Annotated in this window: 22 protein-coding genes; 16 read left to right on the top strand and 6 right to left on the bottom strand. The window is 57.3% G+C overall.

What is annotated here, in order from left to right; genetic code table 11:
* Positions 1-67: 67 nt before the first annotated feature.
* The gene (gene tyrS / locus ACAM29_RS17230; RefSeq protein ID WP_369624863.1) at positions 68-1363 is read right to left on the bottom strand and encodes a tyrosine--tRNA ligase; all 1296 of its coding nucleotides are present in this window, start codon (positions 1361-1363) and stop codon (positions 68-70) included.
* A 186-nt stretch (positions 1364-1549) separates the two neighbouring features.
* Here tyrS and ACAM29_RS17225 point away from each other — a divergent pair, with 186 nt between their 5' ends.
* The gene (locus ACAM29_RS17225) at positions 1550-2944 is read left to right on the top strand and encodes an OapA family protein (RefSeq protein ID WP_369624862.1); all 1395 of its coding nucleotides are present in this window, start codon (positions 1550-1552) and stop codon (positions 2942-2944) included.
* Positions 2941-4050, top strand: a complete 1110-nt coding sequence (locus ACAM29_RS17220) for an anhydro-N-acetylmuramic acid kinase (protein ID WP_369624861.1) — start codon at positions 2941-2943, stop codon at positions 4048-4050. Before ACAM29_RS17225 ends, ACAM29_RS17220 begins: the two co-directional genes overlap by 4 nt.
* A 64-nt stretch (positions 4051-4114) precedes the next feature.
* On the opposite strand, the gene erpA is transcribed toward ACAM29_RS17220, so the two are convergent.
* Entirely contained in the window at positions 4115-4462 is a 348-nt protein-coding gene (gene erpA, locus ACAM29_RS17215; RefSeq protein ID WP_091827629.1) for an iron-sulfur cluster insertion protein ErpA, read from the bottom strand.
* Between the two features lie 61 nt (positions 4463-4523).
* A complete protein-coding gene (gene argC / locus ACAM29_RS17210) occupies positions 4524-5558 on the bottom strand; it encodes an N-acetyl-gamma-glutamyl-phosphate reductase (protein WP_091827675.1) in 1035 nt (344 codons plus the stop codon).
* 86 nt (positions 5559-5644) lie between these two features.
* Here argC and ACAM29_RS17205 point away from each other — a divergent pair, with 86 nt between their 5' ends.
* From ACAM29_RS17205 to ACAM29_RS17190, 4 genes are read left to right on the top strand one after another with little or no spacing between them, the layout of a single operon-like run.
* Entirely contained in the window at positions 5645-7372 is a 1728-nt protein-coding gene (locus ACAM29_RS17205; protein WP_369624860.1) for a chloride channel protein, read from the top strand.
* A complete protein-coding gene (thiE, locus tag ACAM29_RS17200; RefSeq protein ID WP_369624859.1) occupies positions 7372-8019 on the top strand; it encodes a thiamine phosphate synthase in 648 nt (215 codons plus the stop codon). Before ACAM29_RS17205 ends, thiE begins: the two co-directional genes overlap by 1 nt.
* Positions 8020-8031: 12 nt before the next feature.
* On the top strand, positions 8032-9318 hold the full coding sequence (hemL, locus tag ACAM29_RS17195; RefSeq protein ID WP_369624858.1) for a glutamate-1-semialdehyde 2,1-aminomutase: 1287 nt from the start codon (positions 8032-8034) through the stop codon (positions 9316-9318).
* 3 nt (positions 9319-9321) lie between these two features.
* Positions 9322-9921 (top strand): hypothetical protein, encoded by a 600-nt coding sequence (locus ACAM29_RS17190; protein ID WP_206836671.1) that lies wholly within the window; start codon positions 9322-9324, stop codon positions 9919-9921.
* On the opposite strand, the gene ACAM29_RS17185 is transcribed toward ACAM29_RS17190, so the two are convergent.
* Positions 9915-10493, bottom strand: a complete 579-nt coding sequence (locus ACAM29_RS17185; protein WP_354409693.1) for a tetratricopeptide repeat protein — start codon at positions 10491-10493, stop codon at positions 9915-9917. The two genes, ACAM29_RS17190 and ACAM29_RS17185, sit on opposite strands and share 7 nt — an antisense overlap.
* A 15-nt stretch (positions 10494-10508) precedes the next feature.
* Entirely contained in the window at positions 10509-12842 is a 2334-nt protein-coding gene (gene mrcB / locus ACAM29_RS17180; protein ID WP_369624857.1) for a penicillin-binding protein 1B, read from the bottom strand.
* Between the two features lie 46 nt (positions 12843-12888).
* Between mrcB and ACAM29_RS17175 the strand changes: the two genes are divergently transcribed.
* The gene (locus tag ACAM29_RS17175) at positions 12889-14418 is read left to right on the top strand and encodes a bifunctional aminoglycoside phosphotransferase/ATP-binding protein (protein ID WP_091827636.1); all 1530 of its coding nucleotides are present in this window, start codon (positions 12889-12891) and stop codon (positions 14416-14418) included.
* 24 nt (positions 14419-14442) lie between these two features.
* Positions 14443-14763 carry a Rieske (2Fe-2S) protein gene (locus ACAM29_RS17170; protein WP_091827637.1) on the top strand — a complete coding sequence of 107 codons (321 nt, stop codon included), beginning with the start codon at positions 14443-14445 and terminating at the stop codon, positions 14761-14763.
* On the opposite strand, the gene ACAM29_RS17165 is transcribed toward ACAM29_RS17170, so the two are convergent.
* Positions 14750-15916, bottom strand: a complete 1167-nt coding sequence (locus tag ACAM29_RS17165) for a pyridoxal phosphate-dependent aminotransferase (protein ID WP_369624856.1) — start codon at positions 15914-15916, stop codon at positions 14750-14752. The genes ACAM29_RS17170 and ACAM29_RS17165 overlap by 14 nt on opposite strands.
* A gap of 240 nt (positions 15917-16156) precedes the next feature.
* Between ACAM29_RS17165 and dksA the strand changes: the two genes are divergently transcribed.
* The 8 genes from dksA to panB all read left to right on the top strand — a co-directional run bounded on the left by dksA (position 16157) and on the right by panB (position 25316).
* Complete coding sequence (dksA, locus tag ACAM29_RS17160) at positions 16157-16588, top strand: RNA polymerase-binding protein DksA (RefSeq protein ID WP_091827639.1); 432 nt, start codon at positions 16157-16159, stop codon at positions 16586-16588.
* Between the two features lie 55 nt (positions 16589-16643).
* Complete coding sequence (gene gluQRS, locus ACAM29_RS17155; RefSeq protein WP_369624855.1) at positions 16644-17528, top strand: tRNA glutamyl-Q(34) synthetase GluQRS; 885 nt, start codon at positions 16644-16646, stop codon at positions 17526-17528.
* A 2-nt stretch (positions 17529-17530) separates the two neighbouring features.
* Positions 17531-17704: a hypothetical protein gene (locus ACAM29_RS17150; RefSeq protein WP_175527696.1), complete on the top strand. Its 174-nt coding sequence runs from the start codon at positions 17531-17533 to the stop codon at positions 17702-17704.
* A complete protein-coding gene (locus ACAM29_RS17145; RefSeq protein ID WP_369624854.1) occupies positions 17694-20636 on the top strand; it encodes an ATP-binding protein in 2943 nt (980 codons plus the stop codon). Before ACAM29_RS17150 ends, ACAM29_RS17145 begins: the two co-directional genes overlap by 11 nt.
* Entirely contained in the window at positions 20633-22027 is a 1395-nt protein-coding gene (locus tag ACAM29_RS17140; protein ID WP_369624853.1) for a sigma-54-dependent transcriptional regulator, read from the top strand. Before ACAM29_RS17145 ends, ACAM29_RS17140 begins: the two co-directional genes overlap by 4 nt.
* A gap of 504 nt (positions 22028-22531) precedes the next feature.
* Entirely contained in the window at positions 22532-23998 is a 1467-nt protein-coding gene (gene pcnB, locus ACAM29_RS17135) for a polynucleotide adenylyltransferase PcnB (RefSeq protein ID WP_206836692.1), read from the top strand.
* Positions 23991-24485 (top strand): 2-amino-4-hydroxy-6-hydroxymethyldihydropteridine diphosphokinase, encoded by a 495-nt coding sequence (gene folK / locus ACAM29_RS17130; protein WP_369624852.1) that lies wholly within the window; start codon positions 23991-23993, stop codon positions 24483-24485. Before pcnB ends, folK begins: the two co-directional genes overlap by 8 nt.
* Positions 24486-24521: 36 nt before the next feature.
* Positions 24522-25316, top strand: a complete 795-nt coding sequence (panB, locus tag ACAM29_RS17125; protein ID WP_369624851.1) for a 3-methyl-2-oxobutanoate hydroxymethyltransferase — start codon at positions 24522-24524, stop codon at positions 25314-25316.

The raw sequence follows: 25316 nt of genomic DNA, 5'->3' as shown, positions 1-25316 counted from the left end.
CCCCAAAAAAATAACGGACGCCGAGGCGTCCGTTATTTATAGATACACTTGGTATTCAGCCACGCAGTCAGTGCAGGTAGAACAGGTGATGTTTTTTCTTGCCCAACTTGACTAGAAAGTACTTACCGAACCGAGCCGCATCGCGTGAAAACAACTTATCTGCCGCCATATTCTGATCCATACCGCATTCTTGATCATTGATCACGACCGCGTTGCGTTGCAGCGCATCCTTTACCTGCTTGCCTGAAGCGGCCAAGCCAGCCTCAACCAATAGAGTTGTCAGCGGCAGGTCAGTCAACTCAGCTGGCACCTGTGTTGCCGGCAGCCCATCCTGCTCCAGCTGGGCATAATCCGCAGCACTCAATTGAGATAGATCACCCGAAAACAAAGCTTCAGTGATGCGACGAGCCGCCTCGAGGGCTTCTTTCCCATGGACCATCTCGGTCATCTGCTCTGCCAAAACACGCTGAGCCTCGGGCCGACCTTCACGGGCACGGTCTTCCGCCTCTATCGCGTCGATCTCGGCGACGGACAGGAAGGTAAAGAACTTCATGAAACGGTAAACATCTGCATCAGGCGTCTGTAGCCAGAACTGATAGAATGCGTAAGGAGATGTCTTTTTCGCATCCAGCCACACCGCACCGCTTTCAGTCTTGCCAAACTTGGTGCCATCAGACTTTGTAATCAGAGGTAAGGTCAACGCATGAGTGGCAGCGCCATTCACTCTGCGTGTCAGCTCAATACCGCCAACAATATTTCCCCATTGGTCGGACCCACCGATTTGGAGCGTACAGTCATACTTCTGATTCAGCTGCTGATAGTCATAGGACTGCAGAATCTGATAGGTGAATTCGGTGAATGACAAACCTGAGCCTTCACGCTCTATACGCTGCTTGACCGACTCTTTTGCAATCATTTTATTGACAGTAAAGTGCTTGCCGATGTCACGCAGGAAGCTGAGTACATCAACACTGGCTGTCCAATCGTAATTATTGGCCAATATGGCCCCATCTTCACCGTCAAAATCAATGAACCGGCTGATCTGGGATTTGAGGCATTCACTCCATTGCTGAACGATTTCAGCTGAGTTCAGCTGGCGCTCCTGATCCTTGAAACTCGGATCACCAATGAGGCCAGTCGCCCCGCCGACCAGAGCGATAGGACGATGACCTGCCTGCTGAAAACGTTTGAGCATTAACAGAGGCACCAGGTGGCCCAAGTGCAAACTGTCTGCCGTGGGGTCAAAGCCGCAATAAAGCGTCACCGGCCCCTGAGACAGATGCTCGACCAGCTCTTCTTCATTGGTCGTCTGGGCAACCAGACCCCGGGCCTTGAGATCCTCAATCAAACTGTTTGCGTTCATACCGCCTGAATCCCTCTATATGGGTTGAGTGTAAGCCGATGGCGCATTCTAAACGCTCACAGGAATGTGAACAAACTCTATCCATCACCAACGTTCCACTGACACCCGACAAATATAAAAATGTTGAATTTCCGTTATACTCCGGTGTCAACGTCAGCGAATTTTCAAAATGACATGGGTGTGTTCGTGACCTCTTTTCTCCGTACTTTGCGCCAGCTTCCTCCGATACACATTGCCGCTGCCATGATTTGTATTGCGGTGATCAGCCTGATTTTCATTTTGATGCCAACTGAAGAGGCCGAAGCGATTAACCGGCCCATTTCACATCAGGAGCCCCCTGCCTCAATCACTGTTGACGACACATCACGACTTGTGGAACCCGATACACAAAATACTTCACCAACCTCAGTGGCACTCCCCATACCCACCGAATCCGAGGCCAGCATCCATCCAGCCGAAGCAGCAAGTCCGGCCGAAAACTGGGTCGAATACCGGATCCAGTCCGGGGACAACCTGACCTCTCTGTTCAAACGAGCAGGCCTCGGTCCGCGTGATGTGTATCGAGTGTCCAGTGCCGTAAGCGGAAGCAATGCTCTCAAGCAACTGCGCCCCGGCGAACATATCTCTCTTCTTGTCGAAGATGGCCAATTGACAAAGCTGCGCCATGTTCGCAGTCGCTTGAGCAGCACCCTGCTCGTGCAAACAGAAAAAGGCTATGAAGTTGTGGAGGAAGAGCGCACACCAGAAAAGCGCACTGCGCACGCTCAGGGCCAGATAGAAAATTCGCTGTTCCTTGATGCCGCCCGTGCAGGTCTCTCTGATAAAGTCATAATGGAGTTGGCCTCGATCTTTGCTTGGGATGTCGACTTTGCGCTCGACATTCGGCGCGGTGACAGCTTCCAGGTGCTGTTTGAGGAAGAGTTTCTGGAAGGTGAAAAAATCGGGGACGGCAAAATTCTCGCTGCTCGCTTCGTTAACCAGGGGCAGAGCTACGAAGCCGTCCGTTATACGGACAGCAAAGGCGAGACCAACTATTTCACCCCTGATGGTCGCAGCATGCGCAAGGCATTCTTGCGATCACCCGTCGACTTCCGGCGTATCAGCTCGCACTTCAAACCGGAACGCTTCCATCCAGTATTGGGCAAGAGACGCCCCCACCGAGGGGTTGATTACGCCGCCGCCACCGGCACACCAATCAAGGCTGCCGGTGATGGCAAAGTCATTTGGCGAGGCACCAAGGGCGGATATGGCCGTACCATCATCATCCAGCACGGTGGCAATATTACAACGCTGTATGCGCACATGAGTCGCTACCAAAAGGGCGTCAACAACGGCAGTCGCGTCAAACAGGGCCAGGTCATCGGTTATGTCGGCGCATCAGGCCTCGCCACCGGCCCACACCTGCACTATGAATTCCGCATTAATGGCACTCATAAGAACCCGCTCACTGTAGCCTTGCCTCAGGCTGAATCGGTTCCGGCAAACGAGATGAATGCTTTCAACTCCCAGACAGGCAGCATCATGGCCGAACTGAATCAGCGAACCGACACCCGCCTTGCCCTGAATGAGCCTGAACAATGACAGACCCGGAGTTTTATATCGGACTGATGTCCGGAACAAGCCTGGACAGCATAGACGCGGTACTGGTTCGATTCACACCGTCGTTCGAACTCTGCTCGGCTTACAGCCACCCCCTGCCCAGTGAGCTGCGCCACCAGATCACCCAGCTGACGCAGCCCGGCAATGATGAGATTGAACAACTGGGGCGACTGGATATAGCGCTCGGTGAAATCTTTGCAGACGCAACCCTGTGTTTGTTGCAACAGGCCGGAGTATCGACTGACGCAATCAAGGCGATAGGCTCCCATGGCCAGACCGTTCGCCACCGGCCGGGGGCTGGCTTCAGCCTTCAGATTGGCGATCCAAACACGATTACAGAGCGCACCGGTATTACTACAGTAGCGGATTTCCGTCGCCGGGATTTGGCCGCTGGTGGTCAGGGCGCCCCCCTGGTACCCGCCTTTCATGAGGCGTTATTCCGCAGTCCGATTGCCGACCGGATGATCGCCAACCTTGGCGGCATGGCCAATATTACCTTATTGCCAGCTGACCCGATGAGTCCGGTGCTGGGCTACGACACTGGGCCGGCCAATGTGCTGATGGATGGATGGATCGAGCACAACCAACTCGGCTGTTACGACAGGGACGGCGCTTGGGCTGCAACGGGTACAGTCGACACCAAACTGCTGAATGCCTTGCTTGCACACCCTTTTTTTCACGCTGCGCCACCGAAAAGCACCGGACGCGAAGACTTCAACCCGAACTGGCTCAACATCATGCTTGCTCAATTCAACCATGAGCAGGCCCCTGAAAACATACAGGCGACACTGTTGGAACTGACAGCCATCACCCTGTGTGACGCCATCCGCAGCCAGCTGCTAATCCAACCTGAAGTGTATCTGTGTGGCGGAGGCAGCCATAACAGTCGCTTGGTGGAACGCATTCGCGCCCGACTCTCAGATTGCCGAGTTGACAGCACAACTGCACTTGGGCTTGACCCTGATTGGGTTGAAGCAACCGCTTTTGCATGGTTTGCCATGCGGACCTTTCAACAGCAAACCTCAAGCCTGCCAGAGGTGACAGGTGCCAAAGGCCCTCGCATACTGGGCACTATCTGTCCGGCCTGAATTCCGAAATGCAAAACGCCAGCTCAGCGGCTGGCGTTTTGACTGACTGATCGGTACAGAGAGATCAAATCGAAAAGGAAGAACCACACCCACAGGTTGTAGCGGCGTTGGGGTTGTTGATTACAAACTGCGAACCCTGCAGCCCTTCCTTATAATCTACCTCAGCGCCAGCCAGATACTGGAAGCTCATCGGGTCAACGACCAACAGCACACCATCACGCTCTACGACTGTATCGTCATCAGCCGTATTTTCATCGAAGGTGAAACCATAGGAAAAACCGGCACACCCCCCTCCGGTGATATAAACCCGCAGCTTCAGATTGTCATTTTGCTCTTCATCAAGCAAACGTCTAACTTTTCGAGCTGCCGCCTCGGTAAACGCAAGCGGAGCATCCTGTGCAGTTTCACTCATAGTCACACCAAACCTTTTCAATGCCGCGCATTTTGACTAAACCAACCAAATTAGTCAAGTATTACGGCATCAGTGCGACCTGTTCGAGGCCTGAACGCTCCGGCAGATCAAACATCAGGTTCATGATCTGCACTGCCTGACCGGATGCCCCTTTGACCAGATTGTCGATAACCGACAGCACAACAACGACATCTTCCCCCTGCGGCTGGTGCACACTGATGCGGCACATATTGGAGCCTTTCACACTGCGTGTTTCAGGGTGGCTGCCGGCCGGCATCACATCAACAAATGGCTCATTGCGATAGCGCTCTTCAAACAGCGCCTGCAAATCAGGCCCCACTGGATCCTTCAGCACAGAGTACAGGGTTGCATGAATACCACGAATCATCGGCATCAGGTGTGGCGAGAAGGTTAGTCCCACCGGGCGTTCAGCGATACCGGACAGACCCTGACGAATCTCCGGCAGATGGCGATGGCCGGGCACACCGTAGGCCTTGACGCTTTCGCTGGCTTCACACAGCAGAGTACCCACGCTGGCACCACGTCCCGCACCGCTGGCACCTGACTTGCAGTCCGCAATCAGGCGACGGTGATCAACCAGCTTGCTTTCCAGCAGTGGCAGATAACCCAACTGCACGGCAGTAGGATAGCAGCCAGCACAACCAATCAACTCAGCACCCTTGATCTGATCGCGGTTCAGTTCAGGCAGGCCATACACAGCCTTGGCCACCAAATCAGGGCATGTGTGCTTAAGGTTGTACCATTTTTCCCACAGCTCGATATCCTTGATACGGAAATCTGCGCCCAAATCGATTACACGCACACCGCGCTCGACCAGTTCTGGCGCCATACTCATGGCAACCCCGTGAGGGGTGGCAAAGAACACTACATCACAGGCCGCCAACCGATCCACATCCGGAACCGTAAAGGTAATATCATGGTGGCCACGCAGGTTGGGATACATGTCGGCAACCGGGATGCCTTCCTCGGATCGGGATGTAATGACCTCAACCCGCGCTTGCGGGTGATTGGCCAGAAGCCGCAACAATTCAACACCGGTATAACCGGTTCCGCCGACGATACCTACCTTGACCACATGCACCTCTCATCAGTATGCGAAAACTGTTAGGGTATAATACTCAGCCGTTCTGCAGATGACCACCGAGCACCCGAGAGCCCATCATGCCACACCGACTGCTGTCACTGGAACACTTCCGCACCCGGCTGGCTCATGTTGATGCCTTGCCCCAGCTGGTGGTGCTTGGCGTATTGTCGGGGCTCGTGGCCGGCGGACTCATGAGCCTGTTCCGAGGCGCTTACAACCTGTTGCAGCACTGGCTGCTTTCCGGTGGCACCGAAAACTTTGAAAGCCTTCCCGAAATCAGTCGCCTGCTGTTTCCCGTGGTCGGCAGCCTGTTGCTGATTCTGCTCTACCTTTCGATCCCCGCCCATGCTCGCAGCGTGGGTATCGTCCACCTACTGGAACGCCTCAACAACCATCAGGGTCGCATGCCCGGCAGCAACATGCTGGTCCAGCTGCTGGCCGCACTCATTGCACTGGCCAGCGGCCATTCGGTTGGCCGTGAAGGCCCGGCCGTCCATATGGGCGCCGCCTCCAGCAGCTGGCTTGGCCAACGCCTCAATCTGCCCAACAACACGCTGCGCCTGCTGGTTGGCTGCGGTGCCGCTGCCGGCATCTCAGCCGCTTTCAACACACCGCTGGCAGGTGTCATTTTTGCCATGGAAGTGATTCTACTTGAGTACACTCTGGTCGGTTTTTTGCCCATTATGGTAGCAGCCGTGGTCGGGGATGTTGTTGTGCGCCTGACTGTAGGCGAAGCCATTGTATTCAATGCCCCGGCCCTTCAGATCCACGAGCTGTCCGAACTGCCGCTGGTAATGCTACTGGGGCTGATGACCGGGCTTCTCGCGGTCGGCTTTCATTTTCTGTATCGCCACACCTTTCGCATTTGCCAGTGGAGCATACCCACTCGCTTCCTTCTCGCTGGCACTCTCACCGGACTGGTAGCTATGCATTGGCCAGAAGTCATGGGCAGTGGCTACGATACAATCGAGGCCCTGTTCCACACCCGGCCTGCGGCAATCTGGCTGCTGGGGTTGTTGCTGGCCAAATGGCTTCTGACTCCAGTGATCATCGCACTGGGCATTCCGGCCGGGCTCATTGCACCCTCTCTGTTTATCGGTGCCTCGGCAGGCGCTTTACTTGGTGCGACAGGCAACAGCCTGGGGCTGACGGCCGACACTGCACTTTACGCCATGCTTGGCATGGGTGCGATGATGGCGGCTCTGCTCAACGCCCCGCTGGCAGCCCTGCTGGCGATGCTGGAGCTGACCCACAACACCGCGATCATCCTGCCCGGCATGCTGGCAATCGTCACCGCCAACCTCACCACCCGTTACGGTTTCGGCCTGCCTTCGATATTTCATGCCTCTTTGCAGGCACAGGGGATGGATCTACGCCAGGCACCCTTGACTCAGGTGCTGTCTCGAGCAGCCGTTGGCAGCCTGATGCAACGAAACTTTGCGGAGACTGAGAGTATCATCAGCCTGTCGTCTGCACGTGACCTGCTGACCGCAGCACCTCAGTGGCTGCTGGTGCAAAAGGGTGATAACAGCTTTTTGCTGCCGCCGGCGGACCTGAAAGTCTGGCTTGAAAATGAAGCGGCAGACAAAACCGACCCCGAGCTGTCGATAAACCTGCTGGAAATACCGGCACAGCGACGGGATGTAATGCCCCTGCTCTATCGCTCCACGCTGAAGGAAGCGCTTGATCTGATGCTGCAACATCAGCTTGATTACCTGCTTGTCGTAAGCAACCAGGAGTCCCCACTGGGGCTGATCAGCAAAGAACAGATCGAGTCCTACTACAACCACAAGCAGAGCCTCTGATGCCTACATTCTCTTTATCAGGTCTTTACGGCATTACCGATGCCACCCTCATGCCCGATACCCAGACCATGCTGAACGCCTGTGAAGCGGCCATCGCTGGCGGCATGAAAGTCCTGCAGTATCGGGACAAGTCAAACAATTCAGAGCATCGCCTCGATCAGGCCAGCGCCTTGCGTGCATTGTGCCAAAGCCATAATTGTATCTTCCTGATCAACGATGATGTGGAGCTGGCACTGTCCTGCAAGGCTGACGGCGTCCATCTGGGGCAGAAGGATGGTAGCCTCACGGAGGCACGACAGCGACTGGGCAAAACCGCCATCATCGGACAGACCTGCCATGACCGGCTTGAGCTTGCAATCAGGGCCCAGGCCGAAGGTGCCAACTATGTTGCCTTCGGCGCTTTTTTCCCCTCCAACACCAAACCAGGCGCCAGCCCGGCTCCTTTGTCACTGCTCTCCACGGCACGAGCGCAACTGAGTGTACCCATGGTAGCGATAGGCGGCCTCAGCGTGGATAATGCGACACAAGTGATTGCAGCTGGCGCCGACATGACCGCAGTCGTGCACGCCCTGTTCGCCGCGCAGGATATTCGCACTCGGGCTGAACAGTTCAGCCGGCTGTTCCGTATTCAGGCACAAGACCATTAAAGGAAGCGACACATGTCCCGTTCAGAATCCCTGTTCAAGGCCGCTCAGACTCACATCCCCGGTGGCGTCAATTCCCCGGTTCGCGCATTCAAGGGTGTTGGCGGCACCCCAGTTTTCTTCAAGCGTGGTGAGGGTCCTTTCCTGTATGACGAAGACGACCGCCGCTACATCGACTATGTAGGTTCGTGGGGCCCCATGCTGCTTGGGCACTCATTCCCTCCCGTGATTGAAGCGGTGCGCGCTGCACTGGATAACGGCCTCGGGTTTGGTGCCCCCACCGGCATTGAAACCGAAATGGCTGATCTGGTCTGCGAACTGGTGCCCTCCATGGAGATGGTCCGCATGGTCAGCTCCGGTACCGAGGCCACCATGAGCGCCATCCGTTTGGCCCGCGGTTACACCGGTCGTGACAAGATCGTGAAGTTCGAGGGCTGCTACCATGGTCACTCCGACTCTCTGCTCGTCAAGGCCGGCTCCGGCGCATTGACGCTGGGTGAGCCCAACTCACCCGGAGTGCCGGCCTCACTGGCCGAGCACACGATTACCCTGACCTATAACGATATCGACAATGTCCGCCAGGCTTTTGCCGAGATCGGCGATCAGGTTGCCTGCATTATTGTTGAACCCGTTGCCGGCAACATGAACTGTATTCTGCCCGAACCGGGCTTTCTGGAGTGTCTGCGCGAAGTCTGTGACGAACACGGCAGTGTACTGATTTTCGACGAGGTGATGACCGGATTCCGTGTGGCGCTGGGCGGTGCTCAGGAATATTTCAACATCAAACCGGACCTGACCACACTGGGCAAGATCATCGGTGGCGGCCTTCCGGTCGGAGCCTTCGGGGGCAAGCGTGAGATTATGCAGCATATCGCCCCGCTGGGTCCGGTGTATCAGGCCGGCACTCTGTCAGGTAACCCGCTGGCGATGGCGGCAGGTCTGACCATGCTGCAGGCACTGCGTGAGCCGGGTATCCATGAACAGCTTTCTGCCAAAACCGAATATCTGACCCAAGGGCTGGAAGCAATGGCCAAACGGCACGGTGTTGCGTTCACCACCAGCGCCATTGGCGGCATGTTCGGCCTTTTCTTCACCGAGCAGGAGACAGTCAGCAGCTTTGCTGATGTGATGCGCTGCGACGCGAAACGTTTTGGTGAATTCTTCCACGGCATGCTGGACGCAGGTATCTATCTGGCGCCCTCTGCGTTTGAAGCCGGCTTTGTTTCCAATGCACACACAGAAGCCGAGCTGGATGCGACCCTGGAAGCGGCTGACAGTGTATTTGCCAAGCTGGCGGGATAACACATGGCGGGCGATATTGTACTGCTGGCAGCCGCCCTGTTCAGTGCGGTACTGATGTTCCGCCAGACGGAAGACACGTCTGAAGAGCAGAGTCTGTTGTTGAAAGTGAGCTGCCTCGCACTGGTGTTTGTGGCTCTGGCCGCACTGGGCCGCCTGACACTCACGGACAGCGGGCAGGATATCGAAACGCTGCAGCGCATGCTGGACAACCTGGCACTGTATGCCGCCCTGCCCCTGCTGGCCACCGTCATGGCAGGACAGGCGATGCAATGGCACTGGTCCAGAGCGGGCTGGGGAAGATGGCTGCTGGGACTGTTTGCTCTGTTTGAACTGTGCCGACGCATGGGGCTTGGCGAGGCCTACACACTGGCGATCGGCATCGCCATCAGCTTTGTGCTGCTGGGTGCCGCCCTGCGCCTGCACGGCACCTTTGCACGACTGGCCTCAGCCGGCAGTGGGCTGCTGCTGGCGGTTGCCGTGTGCAGTCCGCTTCTGCCGGTGCCCCCGTTACCAGCCTTTGTGCTCAGCTCAGCACTGGCAGCGGCCCTGCCTCTGTTTGCCTTTGCCCTGTTGAGCCAGGTCAAACAGCCGTCGCCTCAATAGGCGGCGGCTCGCTGGCGCGCTTCAGCCGCACCTGCACTGTTACCTCCTTCATTGCGAATTTCGGCAACCAGCGTCCATAAACGGCGCAGGGCGCTGTCCTGCCCGGAAGCGATGCTGATTCCCTTCAAAGCAACCTGTTCCGCTTGCAAAAACTGCCCCTGTCGACGCTGCACATCCGCCAGCTGGATATAGACCTCAGGGTCACGCGGGGCGATACGCAGGGCGCGCTCCAATCGACTCTGGGCCGTGCGCAAATCGCCACTGCCGGTATCGCTGCGGGCATTTTCCAGCAAGGCAACAACCGCTGGGCTCTGTGGCTGTACCGGCAGCGTTTCAGTGATCGCCTGACCGGACATGGGCTGCGGTGCTTCACGCTGGGCACGTATCACCGGCGCTTCACCCACCGGAATCACCTGCACCCCCGGGGTTTCCTCAACCGGAACCACACTGCCAGGCGGCTCTGCAGCGGGAGCGCGCGCGCCCCTATCCTCTACAGGCGCACGATAGGGATTGGGGCCTGCACAGCCGGCAAGCAGAGCAGCAAATGCTGCCATCAAACAGATCTTTTTCATCCTGTCCTTCTTTGATCAGTTAAACCAGTTGCGGAACCAGTCAAGTGAGCGGTTAATCGGATTATGCAGACCGCAATCGACGCTTTGTTCTGGTGCTGTGCCCTGCAGGAACGGCAGCTGACGAGACCCCTCACAGCGCTCATCCGAGCGCAGACCTGTAGCCTCATCGATCCAGACATACTCAACACCGGCAGGGCGAGTTGCGATAAACGGTTCCGGACGTTCGCGTCGCATCAGCTCGGTCCAGACCCGCAGGGCTCCACTCGATCCGGTGAACGGCAGTGACGTATTATCATCACGCCCCAGCCAGACCACTGCAAGCCGATCACCCGTAAAACCAGCAAACCAACTGTCGCGCTGGTCGTTCGAGGTACCGGTCTTGCCGGCCACGTTCAGATTCGCCGGCAGAGTATTGTATACGCTGCGTGCCGTACCTTCGCGCGCAACCTCCTGCAAGGCATACTGCATCAGATGTACAATTTCCGGCTTGACCTGCTGTTTCAATGTAAACGGATAACGTGACAACTCTTTGCCTTCGGCATCGGTCACACGGCGTATCACTCGCAAAGGCATCTTGAAGCCATTCGCCGCGATAGTCTGATAGATACTGGCCAGTTCCAGTGGCGAGAGCGCCTGCGCACCCAGGAGCAGAGAGGGAAAAGACTTGAGTTCGCGCTCGGCACCAAGACGCTCCAGCATATCAATCACGCGCCCCAGACCAACCTCCATACCCAAACGAGCGGTGGACTGATTATAGGAAAGCGCCAGTGAACGGTGCAACGGCACCACCCCGTGACTGCGGCGATCAAAATTCTGCGGCTGCCACAGAGATCCATCTGGCTGCTTCAGCTCAAAAGGCTCATCTTGCAGCGGCGTTGCCAGTGTATAGCCATGCTCCAGCGCCGCCAGATATACCGCAGGCTTTACCAAAGAGCCGATTGGACGCAGCGCATCCAGCGCACGGTTGAAGCCTTCGTAGCGTGTTTCACGCCCACCAATCAGCGCCAGCACTTCACCTGTCTGAGGATCCGTTACCACCATGCTGGCCTCAAGTCCGGCAGCCTTATTGCCATAGCGCTGCTCAAGCTGCTTCAGGCTCTGTTCCAGCGCCGCCTCGGCACGGGTTTGTACCAGCGGGTCAAGGGTCGTGAAGATGCGCAGCCCTTCCGTTGCCAGATCATCATCGCGATACTCTTCCCTCAACTTGCGCTTGACGAGATCAAGATAAGCGGGATACATCCCCTTGTGCAGGCTGCGTTGCTGTACCACGCCCAGCGTCCGGCCTTGGGCTTCATCATATTCCGCCCGGCTGATGTGGCGCTGTTCAAACAGCATTTTCAGCACCAGGTTGCGGCGCTCAAGCGCGCGTTCTGGATGGCGACGCGGATCATACCAGGATGGGCCTTTCACCATCCCAACCAACAATGCCACCTGATGCAACTCCAGCTCGGTAATCGGTCGAGCAAAGAAGTATTGACTGGCCAGCCCAAAGCCGTGAATCGCGCGACTGCCGGACTGCCCCAGATACACTTCATTCAGATAGGCTTCAAGAATCTCTTCCTTGGAATAGTGCAGTTCCAGCAGTACCGCCATCGGCAGCTCCAGCAGCTTGCGACTCAGGGTACGGTCCGAGGTTAGGTAGAAGTTCTTTATCAGCTGCTGGGTCAACGTACTGCCGCCCTGGGCAAAACGACCGGCACGGATATTGACCCACATGGCACGGGCGATTCCCTTGAGCGAAACGCCGTGGTGTTCATAGAACGCCCGGTCTTCGACCGTGACTAGGGCTTGCGCAAGATGAGGGGGGGCCTGCTCCAGCTTGATCAGGTCACGGTCTTCATTGGAGCGAGGGTAAATACCACCGATCAGAATCGGCTCCAGCCGCACCAGCGGCAGTTGCTGTCCACTCTGAGCCCGGATGGACTCAAGCCGATCACCGGAGAAACTCAGCAGCATGTCATGCGATGGCTCAGCCCCATCAGGAAAATTGAAACCTCGACTGTGAATACGCGCCCTGCTACTTGCCCATTCGACACTTCCCGGCCGGCTGGCCTGGCGCTCAAAGCGATACCCCAGCGCTCTGAGTTCCTGTTTGAGCTCATCCATGGCCAGTTTCTGTCCGGGGTACAGCTCCAGCGGTCGTGCATATACTTTTGCCGGCAGTGCCCAGCGTTTGCCTTCAAACTTGCTGCGCACCTGGGCATCCAGATAGATCAGGCCAACGCCGGCGATAACCGACAAAACCACACCCAGTTTGAGCAGCCATCCCAACAGGCGGCGCAGACGAGAGGGTCGTTTTGCCTGACGGGAGGCAGATCGTTTTGCGGTGGTGGTTCTCTTTTTAGTCATCGCGTCAGTATAATCTTATGCCATCGCTGACAACAGCAGGAGTCTCATGTTACCCAAACTGATACAGTCACTGAGCGAGCCCGGGCATTATCCTCACCCGACCGGCCCGATCCGAGTGATTGAAACACACATCTCCTGGCTGCTGCTCACAGGCGAGTTTGCCTACAAAATCAAGAAGCCGGTCAACTTCGGCTTTCTTGACTTCACCACGCTTGAGCAGCGACGCCACTGCTGTGAAGAGGAACTGCGTCTAAACCAGCGCCTTGCACCGGATATCTACATCGATGTGGTTCCAATTGGAGGCTCTTGCACAGAACCCAAGCTGGGAGCCAGCGAGGAGATTATCGAATACGCGGTCCGAATGTATCAGTTCGATCCTGAACTTCGGCTTGACCGCCTGCTGCAGCGACAGCTGTTTGAAAGCCACTGGATCGACCTTTTGGCCGAACAGATTGCAGAATTCCACCAAAAAATCCCGATCGTGGCTCAGGACAGCCCCTGGGGTGAGCCTGATACACTGTGGGAGGTCGTGGCTGACAACTTCCGCCATATCCCGCCTGATCATCTCGATACCGACGACTGGAGCCTGCTGCAGCGTCTGTCTGCACAGATCGCACAACAGTTCCGTGCACTGGAAGACAGGCTCAGGCAGCGCAAACGCGAGGGGCATGTCCGCGAATGCCACGGCGACCTGCACTTGGCCAACATAAACCTGTTTCACGATCAGCTGCGTCTGTTTGACTGTATTGAGTTCAATCTGGAGTTTCGCTGGATAGACACGATCTCCGATCTGGCGTTTCTGTTGATGGATTTGGAGGCCAACCAGCAATTCCGTTGGGCCAACCGCTGCCTTAACCGCTATCTGGAGCTGACCGGCGACTACTCCAGCCTGCCACTGCTGAATTTTTTCAAGGCCTACCGCTCCATGGTGCGTGCGAAGGTTGCAATGCTTGGGCTGGAGCCCGACCTTGAGACCTGCCGCCACTATCTGCAATTGACAGCCCACTACTGTCGAGAGCGCAGCCCTACCGTATTCCTGATGCACGGGGTCAGCGGCAGCGGCAAAAGCTATTTGAGCGAACGCCTTGCAGAAGCGGTCGGCGTCATACGCATTCGGTCTGACGTCGAACGCAAACGCATCTACCGTGAGCTATCCCTGCAAGGCCATTCACTGGCACTGTATGGGGCCGAAATGAACACGCGGACCTTTCAGTATCTGCATGACACAACGGCTCAGGCATTGAAGGCCGGATACTCCGTGGTGGTTGATGCCACGTTCATTCGACAGCGCACCCGCAATGCCTACGTCGAGCTCGCAAAGAACCTCGGCATCCCGGTGAGAATTATCAGCTGCCACTGCGAACTCAACCTGATTGAGGCGCGTCTGAAACGACGTGAAGCGGAAGGCCGCGACCCTTCCGATGCCGATGTCAGCGTCATGCGCGAACAGATGAAAGTACAGCAACCCCTGACCAGCGAAGAGCAGCTGATCACATTGCCGGTGGACACCCGCGATGATGAAGCGATCGAACAGCTGATGGCGCAGCTGCGCGCGCAACGTCTGATCACTGACTGACACCAACCGAAAGGCTGCTATCCCTTGAAACTGTGCACACTCGATGAATTACAGCTCAACAGCCCGCGGGGGTTTGATCTTGAGGATGGCACCGCTCTGTTGCTGATCCGACGCGGTGAGAGTGTTGTTGCCTGGCGCAACAGCTGTCCGCATCGCGGCATCCGATTGGAGTGGCAACCGAACCAGTTCCTCGACTACGAGAAACAGTTCATCCAGTGTGCCACCCACGGTGCTCTGTTCGGAATTGATGACGGCATCTGTATCGCGGGCCCCTGCCCCGGCGAGCAACTGGAAGCGTTGCCCGTCGAAGTTCGCGATGGCGAGGTGTGGCTTACGCGCGACTGATCCGCTGTTGCAGGCGCTCCAGCGCCAGTTCGATCCTATCCAGTCCCGTGGTATAGGAGAAGCGGATATATCGCTCAGACCGGTTATGACCAAAATCGGCCCCTGGTGTCACCGCGACATGATCCTCCTCCAGAAGCGACCAGCAGAAGGCAAAGCTGTCATCGGTCAGGTGAGAAGCATCGGCATAGACATAGAAAGCACCTTCCGGCATGCGAGGAATACCAAAGCCCAGCTCCCTTAACCCAGCCACGAGCCGATCACGACGTAACGCAAACGCCTGTCGGCGCTGTTCCAGTATCTCGATCGTGGCCGGCTCAAATGCGGCCAGCGCGGCATACTGTGACAGCGTTGCCGGCGAGATGAACAGGTTTTGGGCAATCTTTTCCATCTCAGCCACGGCCTCTTCCGGTGCCACCAGCCAACCCAGGCGCCAGCCGGTCATGCCGAAATACTTGGAGAAGCTGTTCAGCACCAGCGCATCCGGTGCCACACCCAACACAGTGTCCGCATCAAAGCCATAGGTGAGACCATGATAGATCTCATCCACGATCAGCGAGCCGCCACATTGGCGCACCTGATCCGCAATGGCGCGCAGATGATCCGTTGGTACAACCGACCCGGTAGGGTTTGATGGGGACGCCAGCAACACCCCTGCCGTATCGGCGGCCCAGTGTTGCTCCACCAGATCCGCATTCAACTGATAGTTCAGCTCCGGTCCCACCGGCACCAACTGCCCACGTGCTTCCAGCAGGCGTAGAAACTGACGATTGCAGGGGTAGCCCGGATCCGCCAGCATGAAACGACTGCCAGGCGCCGCCAGCAACGAGAACGCCAGCAAAAGAGCTCCAGAAGCACCGGCCGTAACCAACACCTGGCGCGGACTGATGTTGACGCCATAGCGCCGCTGGTAAAAATCCGCGATAGCTTCACGCAGCGGCATGATGCCACCTGCCGGGGTATAACGCGTATGCCCTGCATCCATGGCTCGACGTGCAGCCTGCATGATTGGCTCTGCTGTGGGAAAGTCGGGCTCCCCGGCCTCCATATGCACCACATCCCTGCCCTCGGCATCCAGCTCGGCCGCACGCTTGAGCAGATCCATCACCTTGAACGAATCAATCTCGCGTGCCCGTGCAGTCCAGTCCGATATCATCTTCACTCCTCCGATCCAGATAAGCGCCTCAGTATATCCGACAACACCTGTTGCAAGCCTCTGTTGCAGCGGGTGAAATCAATCGCGATGGCAAAAAGGCCAAACAGGTCTAGCCTAAAGACTGGGGTTCTGGTACTTTCACCGGCTTTTAAAGCACCATAGTGTTCCCATATCAGGGCGCCAGGCCGGAGCAATCGGGCTTTCCATGGTCTGAGCCCCCAATGACGTGAGGCTGCGCCCATGCCTAAAACAACAGATACCAAGTTCATGCACTTCGAACCTTACCCGCTGGATAACGGCGAAGAATACATGAACGAAGCGCAGAAAGAGCATTTCCGCAAGATTCTTCTTGGCTGGAAACGCGAGCTGATGGAGGAAGTCGACAGCACCATCACGCATCTCAAGGAAGAAGCCTCCAACTTTGCTGACCCAAGCGACCGCGCCAGTCAGGAAGAGGAATTCAGCCTTGAACTGCGCACCCGTGACCGCGAGCGCAAACTGATTCGCAAAATCGACGAAGCGCTTGAAAGCATCGACTCCGATGACTACGGCTACTGCGAGGCCTGCGGTGTCGAGATCGGCATCCGCCGTCTTGAAGCACGCCCGACGGCCACTCTATGCATCGATTGCAAGACGCTGGCTGAAATCAAGGAAAAGCAGCTCGGACGCTGAGCCTGCGCGTCGGGGCCTCTGGCCCCCGACTCCCGCCTGACATCGAGCCCTCACCTTGAGTTGCATCGGACGTTTTGCCCCGTCACCGACCGGCCCACTCCATTTCGGCTCTCTGCTTGCCGCACTGGCAAGCTATCTCGATATGCGTTCGCGCAATGGCGAGTGGCTGCTGCGGATAGAAGATCTTGACCCGCCACGCGAACAGCCCGGCGCGGCCGATTCGATTCTGCACACCCTTGACGCCTTCGGCCTGCACTGGGATGGCCCTGTGATATACCAAAGCACGCGGCTGAAGTGCTATCAGGACGCACTGGAGCAGTTACTGGACCAAGGCACTGCCTATCGCTGCAGCTGCAGTCGCAAGCAGCTCAGAACCAGAGGCGTGACGGGCTTGTATGATGGCCACTGCCGGCGTCATCCGCCATCCGCCTCTGCCAGCTGCGCCGTTCGGGTGATTCACCCACAGGCAGAGCAACAGTTTCATGACCGCATCCAGGGTTTCAGAACGTACGACTGGCAGAATGATCGCGGGGATTTTGTCGTGTTTCGCCGTGATGGGCTGTTTGCCTATCAGCTGGCCGTCGTCGTTGATGACGCGGCCGCAGGTGTAACCGACATTGTGCGAGGAAGCGATCTGATCGACGAAACACCGCACCAGATCGCGCTGCAAACCCTGCTTGGCTATTCGACACCCCAGTACGCGCATATACCCGTGATCACAAACCCGGCCGGGCAGAAGCTGAGCAAACAGAACCTGGCACCGGCGATCGACCCTGGCCAACGCCAACAACTGCTGCTGCGCGCGCTGTCACTTCTCGGCCAGAAGCCACCCGCCGATCTGGCAACAGCCAGTCGGGATGAGTTGCTCTCGTGGGCCATCACGCACTGGAACATCACTGCAGTTCCCGGCACACTGAGCCTGTGTGAATCCGAGACCTGAATATGTATCTGCATCGCCTACTGCTGCTTCTGTTGCTGGCCACTCTGCTGCTGCCGGGACTGGTCGAGCTGTGGCTATTCCACAGCGGCCACTGGCTGATGCCTTTTCTGATCTGGGCGCTGCTGATCCTGCTGGCAGCGACCGCCGAATGGCGCCACCGTCACCATGAACTTTGATCTCAGTCTGCTGGCCCTGCTCGGCTGTGGCTATCTTCTCGCATTGTTCGGCGCCGCCTGGCTCACCGACAAGGGGTTACTGCCTGAACGCATCACCCGACACCCATTGGTGCATGTGTTGGCACTTGGTGTGTTTGCCAGCGCCTGGACCTTCTATGGCATCTTTGGCGTTGCGTATCATTCCGGCTATGTCTATTTGATCTCTTACATGGGGGCCTCCATCAGTTTTCTCCTTGCCCCATTGGTGCTGATTCCATTGCTGAGAATTACTCGGCGACACCAGCTCAGCTCGCTGCCGGATCTGTTTGCCTTCCGTTTTCGCAGTGGCGGTGTAGGAACGCTGACTACTTTATTAATGCTGTTTATCAGCCTGCCGCTGATCTCGATCCAGATTCAGGCACTGGCCGACTCGCTGCCCATGCTGAATGATCGCATCTCTTCCAATCGGGCGGCAGCCGGCTTCTGCATCATTCTCACCCTCTTCACCCTGCTGTTTGGTGCTCGACATGCCTCTCTTCGCAGCAGCCATCGCGGGTTGGTATTCGCCATCGCGCTTGAATCTCTGTTCAAACTGATTGCCCTGCTGCTGATTGCAGCCTATGCATTCTGGGCCTTGCTGGGTGGTGTCGATGGGCTCGGGGACTGGCTGCAGCGTAACCCGGAGGCGCTGCAGCGACTACAACAGCCGCCGGACACCAGTCACTGGCAAATTCTGCTGCTGGCGTTTTTTGCCTGTGCCTTTGTCATGCCGCACATGTTCCACATTGCGTTCACGGAAAACCTGCCCACCGAAAGCCTGTACCGCGCCAGCTGGGGTATTCCTCTTTTCCTGCTACTACTTGCCATCACTGTTCCCCCCATTCTCTGGGCCGGCATGAAGCACGATGCGATCACCAATCCCGAATACCTGCTGCTGCAGTTGGGGCAGAACCTGCAATTGCCGTGGTTCAGTCTGTTGACGTTCATCGGCGGGCTATCGGCGGCCAGTGGCATCATCATAGTGGCCACCGTGGCGCTGGCATCGATGCTGCAAAACCATGTCGTACTGCCTTTGGTACGGGTACCGGACAATGTCCGCTTCTACGCCTGGTTGCTGTGGTTGCGACGACTGATCATCATGGCGGTAATGCTGGGCAGCTATCTGTTTTTCCGCCATATAGGTCAGCAGTTTTCACTGAACCAGCTTGGGCTGCTGGCATTTATCGCCTTTCTTCAGTTTCTGCCGGGAATACTCGCAACCCTGTACTGGCCCAACGCCAGTCGCACCGGTTTTCTTCTCGGTCTGACAGGGGGGATAGGCCTCTGGGCACTGGGCATGCTGCTGCCGATGATGCTGGATGGCGCTCCGCTGGATGCCGGAGCCTTGAGTCAGTGGTACAAGGTCGCTCTATTATCGGTACTGCTTAACACGGCGCTGCTGGTACTCGGCTCCCTGCTTTTCCCCGGCCACGAGGGCGAGAGACAGGCCGCCGAAGCCTGTGCGCTCAACGTCATGCCCCGTCCTCTGGGCTTGGGCCTGGCTGCCGCCAGTGAAGCGGAGTTTGTCGCCCGCCTGACACCCAGACTGGGGGAACAGCCTGCACAGCGGGAAGTCCAGCGTGCCATGTTCACACTGCAGCTGAGCCCAGGCCAGCTGAGACCTTTGGACAGCCTGCGCCTGCGGACCCAGCTGGAACAGAACCTTTCCGCCCTGCTGGGACCTGTGGAGGCAACAGCACTGCTGCAACCATTGGAAACTGATCGCAGCGCCGGTTTCAAGGCCCGCGAGGTCCATCTGCTGGAGCAGCAACTTGAAACCTACGACCAACGCCTGTCGGGCCTTGCAGCCGAGCTGGACCAGCTCAGACGCTACCATCGCGCCACCTTACAGCGCTTGCCTATCGGGGTTTGCACGCTGGATGCAGACCACCGCATCCTGTTCTGGAATGCCGAGCTGGAGCAGTACACAGGGCTGAGTGCAGAACAGGCTCTCGGCAATCCTTTGGCACACTTGCCACTGCCATGGAGCCGTCTGCTGAAGGAATTTGCAGACAACGATACCCTGCACCAGGAAGCTCAAATGATTGAGCTGCACGGCGAGCATCGCTGGTTCAGCCTGCACAAGGCACGTCTGGATGACACACCTGCGCAAGGCAAGGTCCTGCTGATTGAAGAGGAAACCGAGCATCTGATGATGGCCCGCAAGCTGGCCCACAGCGAACGCCTGGCCTCCATCGGTCGCTTTGCGGCCGGCGTCGCTCACGAGATCGGTAATCCGGTGACCGGCATCGCCTGTCTGGCCCAAAATCTGAAGCTGGAAACGGATCTGCCCGAGGTGCTGGAAACCGGCGATCAGATTGTTGATCAGACCCGTCGCATTAACCGCATCGTTCAATCGCTGGTGCGTTTTGCCCACACCGGCCGCCAGGAAGGCCCGGAGCATTTCGAGTCGCTCGATTTACGCCACTGCATTGATGAAGCGATCCATCTGGTCACCCTCGACAGCCACAGCCGACAGCAGCATTTTGTCAATCAGGTTGATCCGTCCCTGCAGATCCGCGGCGACCTGCAACTGCTGCTGCAGGTGTTCGTGAACCTGCTTAACAACGCCAGTGATGCCTCGCCACCGCAGGGGCTGATTGAAATCGAGGCACAGGGAAGCGAAACCAGCATCTGCATTCGTATTACCGATGAGGGCACTGGCATCGCCCCGGAGCACCTCAATCGCCTGTTCGAGCCATTTTTCACCACCAAGGAACCCGGACGCGGAACCGGTCTGGGCCTGCCTTTGGTCTACAACATCATTGTGCAGCATTATGGTAATATCGAGATTCTTAGCCCGGCCAACAAAAACCAGAACAAAGGCACTCAGGTCGTAATCACCTTACCCCGGCTGAACGAGGAAAATACCCTTGCGTCGCCGGCTGCTCATGGAGAAGGTTTGTCCGGATGAGTCGAATTCTGATTGTCGAGGATGAAAGTATCATCCGCTCAGCGCTCAGGCGCCTGCTGGAAAAAAACGGATATGAAGTCAGTGATGCAGGCTCGGTAGCCGAAGCCTGTGGCGACTTCAGCCTGGATGGCTTTGACCTCATCATCACCGATTTGAGGTTGCCCGGTGCGCCTGGCACCGACCTCATCGGACTGGCCGGATCGGTGCCGGTATTGATCATGACCAGCTATGCCAGCCTGCGCTCCGCGGTGGATGCCATGAAGCTTGGTGCCGTCGACTATATTGCCAAGCCGTTCGATCACGACGAAATGCTGAAAACCGTGGCGGCCACGCTGTCACAGCCCCGTACTGCTTCAGACAATGAAATCGGCGGCAGCACCAGCGGTAAAGCGCCCGAGCAGACGCGCATCATCGGCTCCTGCAAGTCAATGCAGGAACTCTACCGCCGCATCGGCAAGGTCGCACGCACCGACGCTACCGTATTGATCCTTGGCGAATCCGGCACCGGCAAGGAGCTGGCCGCCCGCGCCATTCACGAACAGAGCAACAGGGCCAACCGCCCCATGGTGTGCGTCAACTGCGCCGCCATACCGGAGACACTGATCGAATCCGAACTGTTCGGGCATGAGAAAGGTGCCTTTACCGGTGCAACCAGCGGCCGCAGCGGCCTGATTGAAGCCGCCGATGGCGGCACCCTGTTTCTGGACGAAATCGGTGAACTGCCTCTGGAAGCTCAGGCTCGTCTGCTGCGTTTCCTGCAGGAGGGTGAAATTCGCAGGGTTGGGGCAGTACAACCGCTCAAGGTGGATGTGCGTCTGATCGCTGCTACACATCGTGACCTCAAGACCCGCGCTCGTTCCGGCCAGTTCCGTGAAGATCTGTATTACCGCCTGTATGTGATGGAGCTGCGCATGCCTCCGCTGAGGGCACGAGAAGACGACATTTTGGAACTGGCGGAAGCCTTCCTGTCCAAGCAGGCCGAAAAGATGCGGTGTGAGTCTCTCAACTTCAGCCCCGAAGCACTGGAGCTTCTGCGCAGCTATCACTGGCCCGGCAATGTGCGAGAGCTGGAAAATGCGATTGAGCGCGCCGTCATTCTGGCCGATGGTCGGCAGATCACTCCTGATCTTCTGGGCCTTGAGCTGGAACAGCAAAGCCTGGCCGACATCGAAAGCCAGTACGCCCAACGGCACAGACCGCCACCTGTTGACAGCGACGCTTCCTCCGGCGCCCGCACAGACCTGTCCCTGGATGACTACTTCCAGCGCTTCGTCCTTGAAAACCAGGACCAGATGAGCGAAACCGAACTGGCCAAAACGCTCGGAATCAGCCGCAAAAGCCTGTGGGAACGACGCCAGAAACTGGGTATCCCCCGCAAACCCAAGGGGTAACAATCGGTAACACTTAAAAGTGTTACCTTACTACCCAACACCGCCCACAAACCGTGACATTCGGTAACACTCTGTTGCCAGAAACGAAAGAATGATCGGGTTCAATATAGGCTTAATAATATAAAACAAAGGGTTATGATTTTTGGCACGCGTCCTGCTTTATTACAAGCAGAACAACAACAACGTACACCCTGAAACAGTGCCGGCAATAAAAATAAAAATGGCCCTGCGGATGAGTGACCTGCCTCGAATAAAAATAAAAATGAGGCTTAGTCGGTCGATAGAGTGGCACTGCAGCGCTCCCCAATCAGTGCTCTTAGGAAGAACAACAACAAGCTAAGCTTCATGGTGTCACTTTACGACCGACACCCCCCACCCTCCTGATTCACGCCTCACGCTTTGCCCCACCACGCAACCATGCCCGCTCCGAGCCTTATACTAAGCTTTAGCAGGTGTTATGATGCCCCATCCGTGATCAGCCATTACAGGGACCCCCAGTAAACGATGTCTAATACTCTGCTCATCATTCTGCTCGCATTTGCTGCAGCAGCCCTGATCGCCTTTGTCATGTTCAGTCGTCGCCGCACACCCAGTACCACAGCCCCACAGGAGAACTTGCCATCGGCACCCGTTGCCGAACAGCTGCTTCCATTGGGACAGCGACGCATCGTCAACGAGTCCGAGCACCAGATTCCTCGTCGTCACCTGGACGACAATGCGATGAAGGTTGTCTACCGGCTGCAGGATGCCGGCTTCGAGGGCTACCTTGTCGGCGGATGCATTCGCGACCTGCTGCTGGGACATACTCCCAAGGATTTTGACATCGCCACATCAGCTCACCCCGAAGAAGCCGAAGAGCTGTTTCGACGTGGTCGCCTGATTGGGCGCCGTTTCAAGCTGCTGCATGTCCGTTTCGGTCGCGAGGTGATTGAGGTCGCCACCTTCAGGGCATCGCATGATCAGGAAGAGACAACTCAGGACCAGGCCCGCACGGCTGCCACCGGCATGATCCTGCGCGACAACGTATACGGCACCATCGAAGAAGACGCCCTGCGCCGCGACTTCACCATCAATGCACTTTACTACGATGTGCGTGACCATACCGTACTCGATTTTGCCAATGGCTATCCCGACCTCAAACAGCGCCAGCTGCGCATGATCGGTGATGCACGTGAACGCTACCGTGAAGACCCGGTGCGCATGCTCAGGGCTGCACGTTTTGCAGCCAAACTCGGTTTTGAAGTGGAACCCGGTACCGCAGCGCCGATTCGAGAACTGGCAGCGCTGCTTGGCAATGTATCCCCCGCACGCCTGTTTGATGAAGTGCTCAAACTGCTGCAGAGTGGACACGGCGAGGCGTCCTACCGACAGCTGCAACGCTTCGGTCTGTTTGCCTTCCTTTTCCCGCAAACCGATGCGGCGCTGGAACATGACGAGTATCCGGTGGAAACCCTGCTGATCAACGCCCTGTGCAACACGGATCGACGTCTGTCTCAGGGCAAGAGCGTCACCCCGGCCTTTCTGTTTGCGGCCTTACTCTGGTATCCATTGCAGCTGAGAATCAAACAGCTGGAGCAGAGCTCAGATCTGCCACCGATCCCGCTGCTGCATGAGGCCGCCAATCAGGTTCTGGCCGAGCAGGTCCGCTCAACTGCCATTCCACGCCGATTCTCCACTCCTGTGCGTGAAATCTGGGAACTGCAGCTGCGCCTGCCGCGTCGACAGGGCAAGAAAGCCGATCAGCTTATGGAGCATCCTCGCTTCAGAGCTGCATACGATCTTCTGGTACTGCGTGAGAACAGTGGTGAGCCGCTGCAGGGCCTGAGCCAGTGGTGGACCGACTACCAGTCCTCCAATCCGATGACGCGACGTGACATGGTCCCCGCGGATCAGGATGACAAGCCGCGCCGCAAACGTCGTCGTCGCCCGCGCAACCGTCCAGCGCAGGACAGCCGCCCCAGCAATGAGTAAGACTCAGTTACGCGCCTGGATTGGCCTGGGCAGCAACCTTGAGGACCCGCTGGCGCAGGTCAGCACCGCGCTGCAAGAGCTGAAGCTACTGCCTGACACTACGCTGGCTGCACGCTCGTCGCTCTACCGTTCCGATCCTGTCGGCCCCCCCGGCCAGCCCGATTACATCAACGCGGTTGCTGCTCTGGATACCCGTCTGGAGCCCGAAGCCCTGCTCGATGCGCTACAGGCAATCGAGCAAATGCACCAGCGCGTGCGCAAGATCCACTGGGGACCTCGCACCCTTGACCTGGACCTGCTGCTGTATGGTGACCAAGTGATATCGACGCCGCGCCTGACCGTTCCCCATGCCTACATGACCGAGCGCAATTTTGTTCTCTGGCCTCTGGCTGAACTGGCACCGGAACTGATCCTGCCCGATGGTCGCCCACTGAATACGCTTCTTCAGCACTGCCCTCTGGGCACGCTGGAAAAGATATCGTTATAATCGCGCACAAGCTCAGACAATGATGAAGAGATTGCTATGTCCAACATTACGCTGCATACCCTGACCGCCCGCAAACAGGCCGGTGAAAAGTTTGCCGTACTGACCGCTTATGATGCGACCTTTGCCCATCTGGTGAGCAGCGCCGGTATCGAGATGATTCTGGTCGGTGACTCACTCGGTATGGTACTGCAGGGGCAGAGCAGCACCCTGCCGGTTACCGTCGATGAGATGGCTTACCACACCGCAAGCGTTGCGCGTGGTAATCAGGGTGCCATGATCATGTCGGACCTGCCGTTCATGAGCTATTCCACCCCAGAGCAGGCGATGGACAACTCAGCCAAGCTGATGCAGGCAGGCGCTCACATTGTCAAGCTGGAAGGCGGCGAATGGCTGTGTGACAGCGTGCGCATGCTGGCTGAGCGCGGCGTGCCCGTGTGCCCGCACCTTGGCTTGACACCACAGGCCGTCAACAAGCTTGGCGGTTATCGTGTGCAGGGACGTGACCGACAGTCCGCCCTGAAAATGATTGAAGATGCGAAGAAGCTTGAAGATGCTGGCGCCAGCATGCTGCTGCTGGAGTGTGTCCCCACACTGCTGGCCGAAGAAATTACCCGCAACGTGGAAATTCCGGTTATCGGTATCGGTGCAGGCCATCACACGGATGCCCAGGTACTGGTGATGCATGACATGCTTGGCATTACACCTGGACGCCGCCCCAAGTTCGTCAAGGACTTCATGACAGAAGCCGAAAGCATTGAACAGGCTTTCCGTTTGTATGGCGATCAGGTCAGGGCCGGTACCTTCCCCGGACCGGAACACGGGTTCGAGTAA

This window comes from Marinobacterium sp. BA1 (assembly GCF_041155135.1).
Lineage (GTDB): Bacteria > Pseudomonadota > Gammaproteobacteria > Pseudomonadales > Balneatricaceae > Marinobacterium > Marinobacterium iners.
This window is presented reverse-complemented; position numbering and strand designations above follow the sequence as displayed.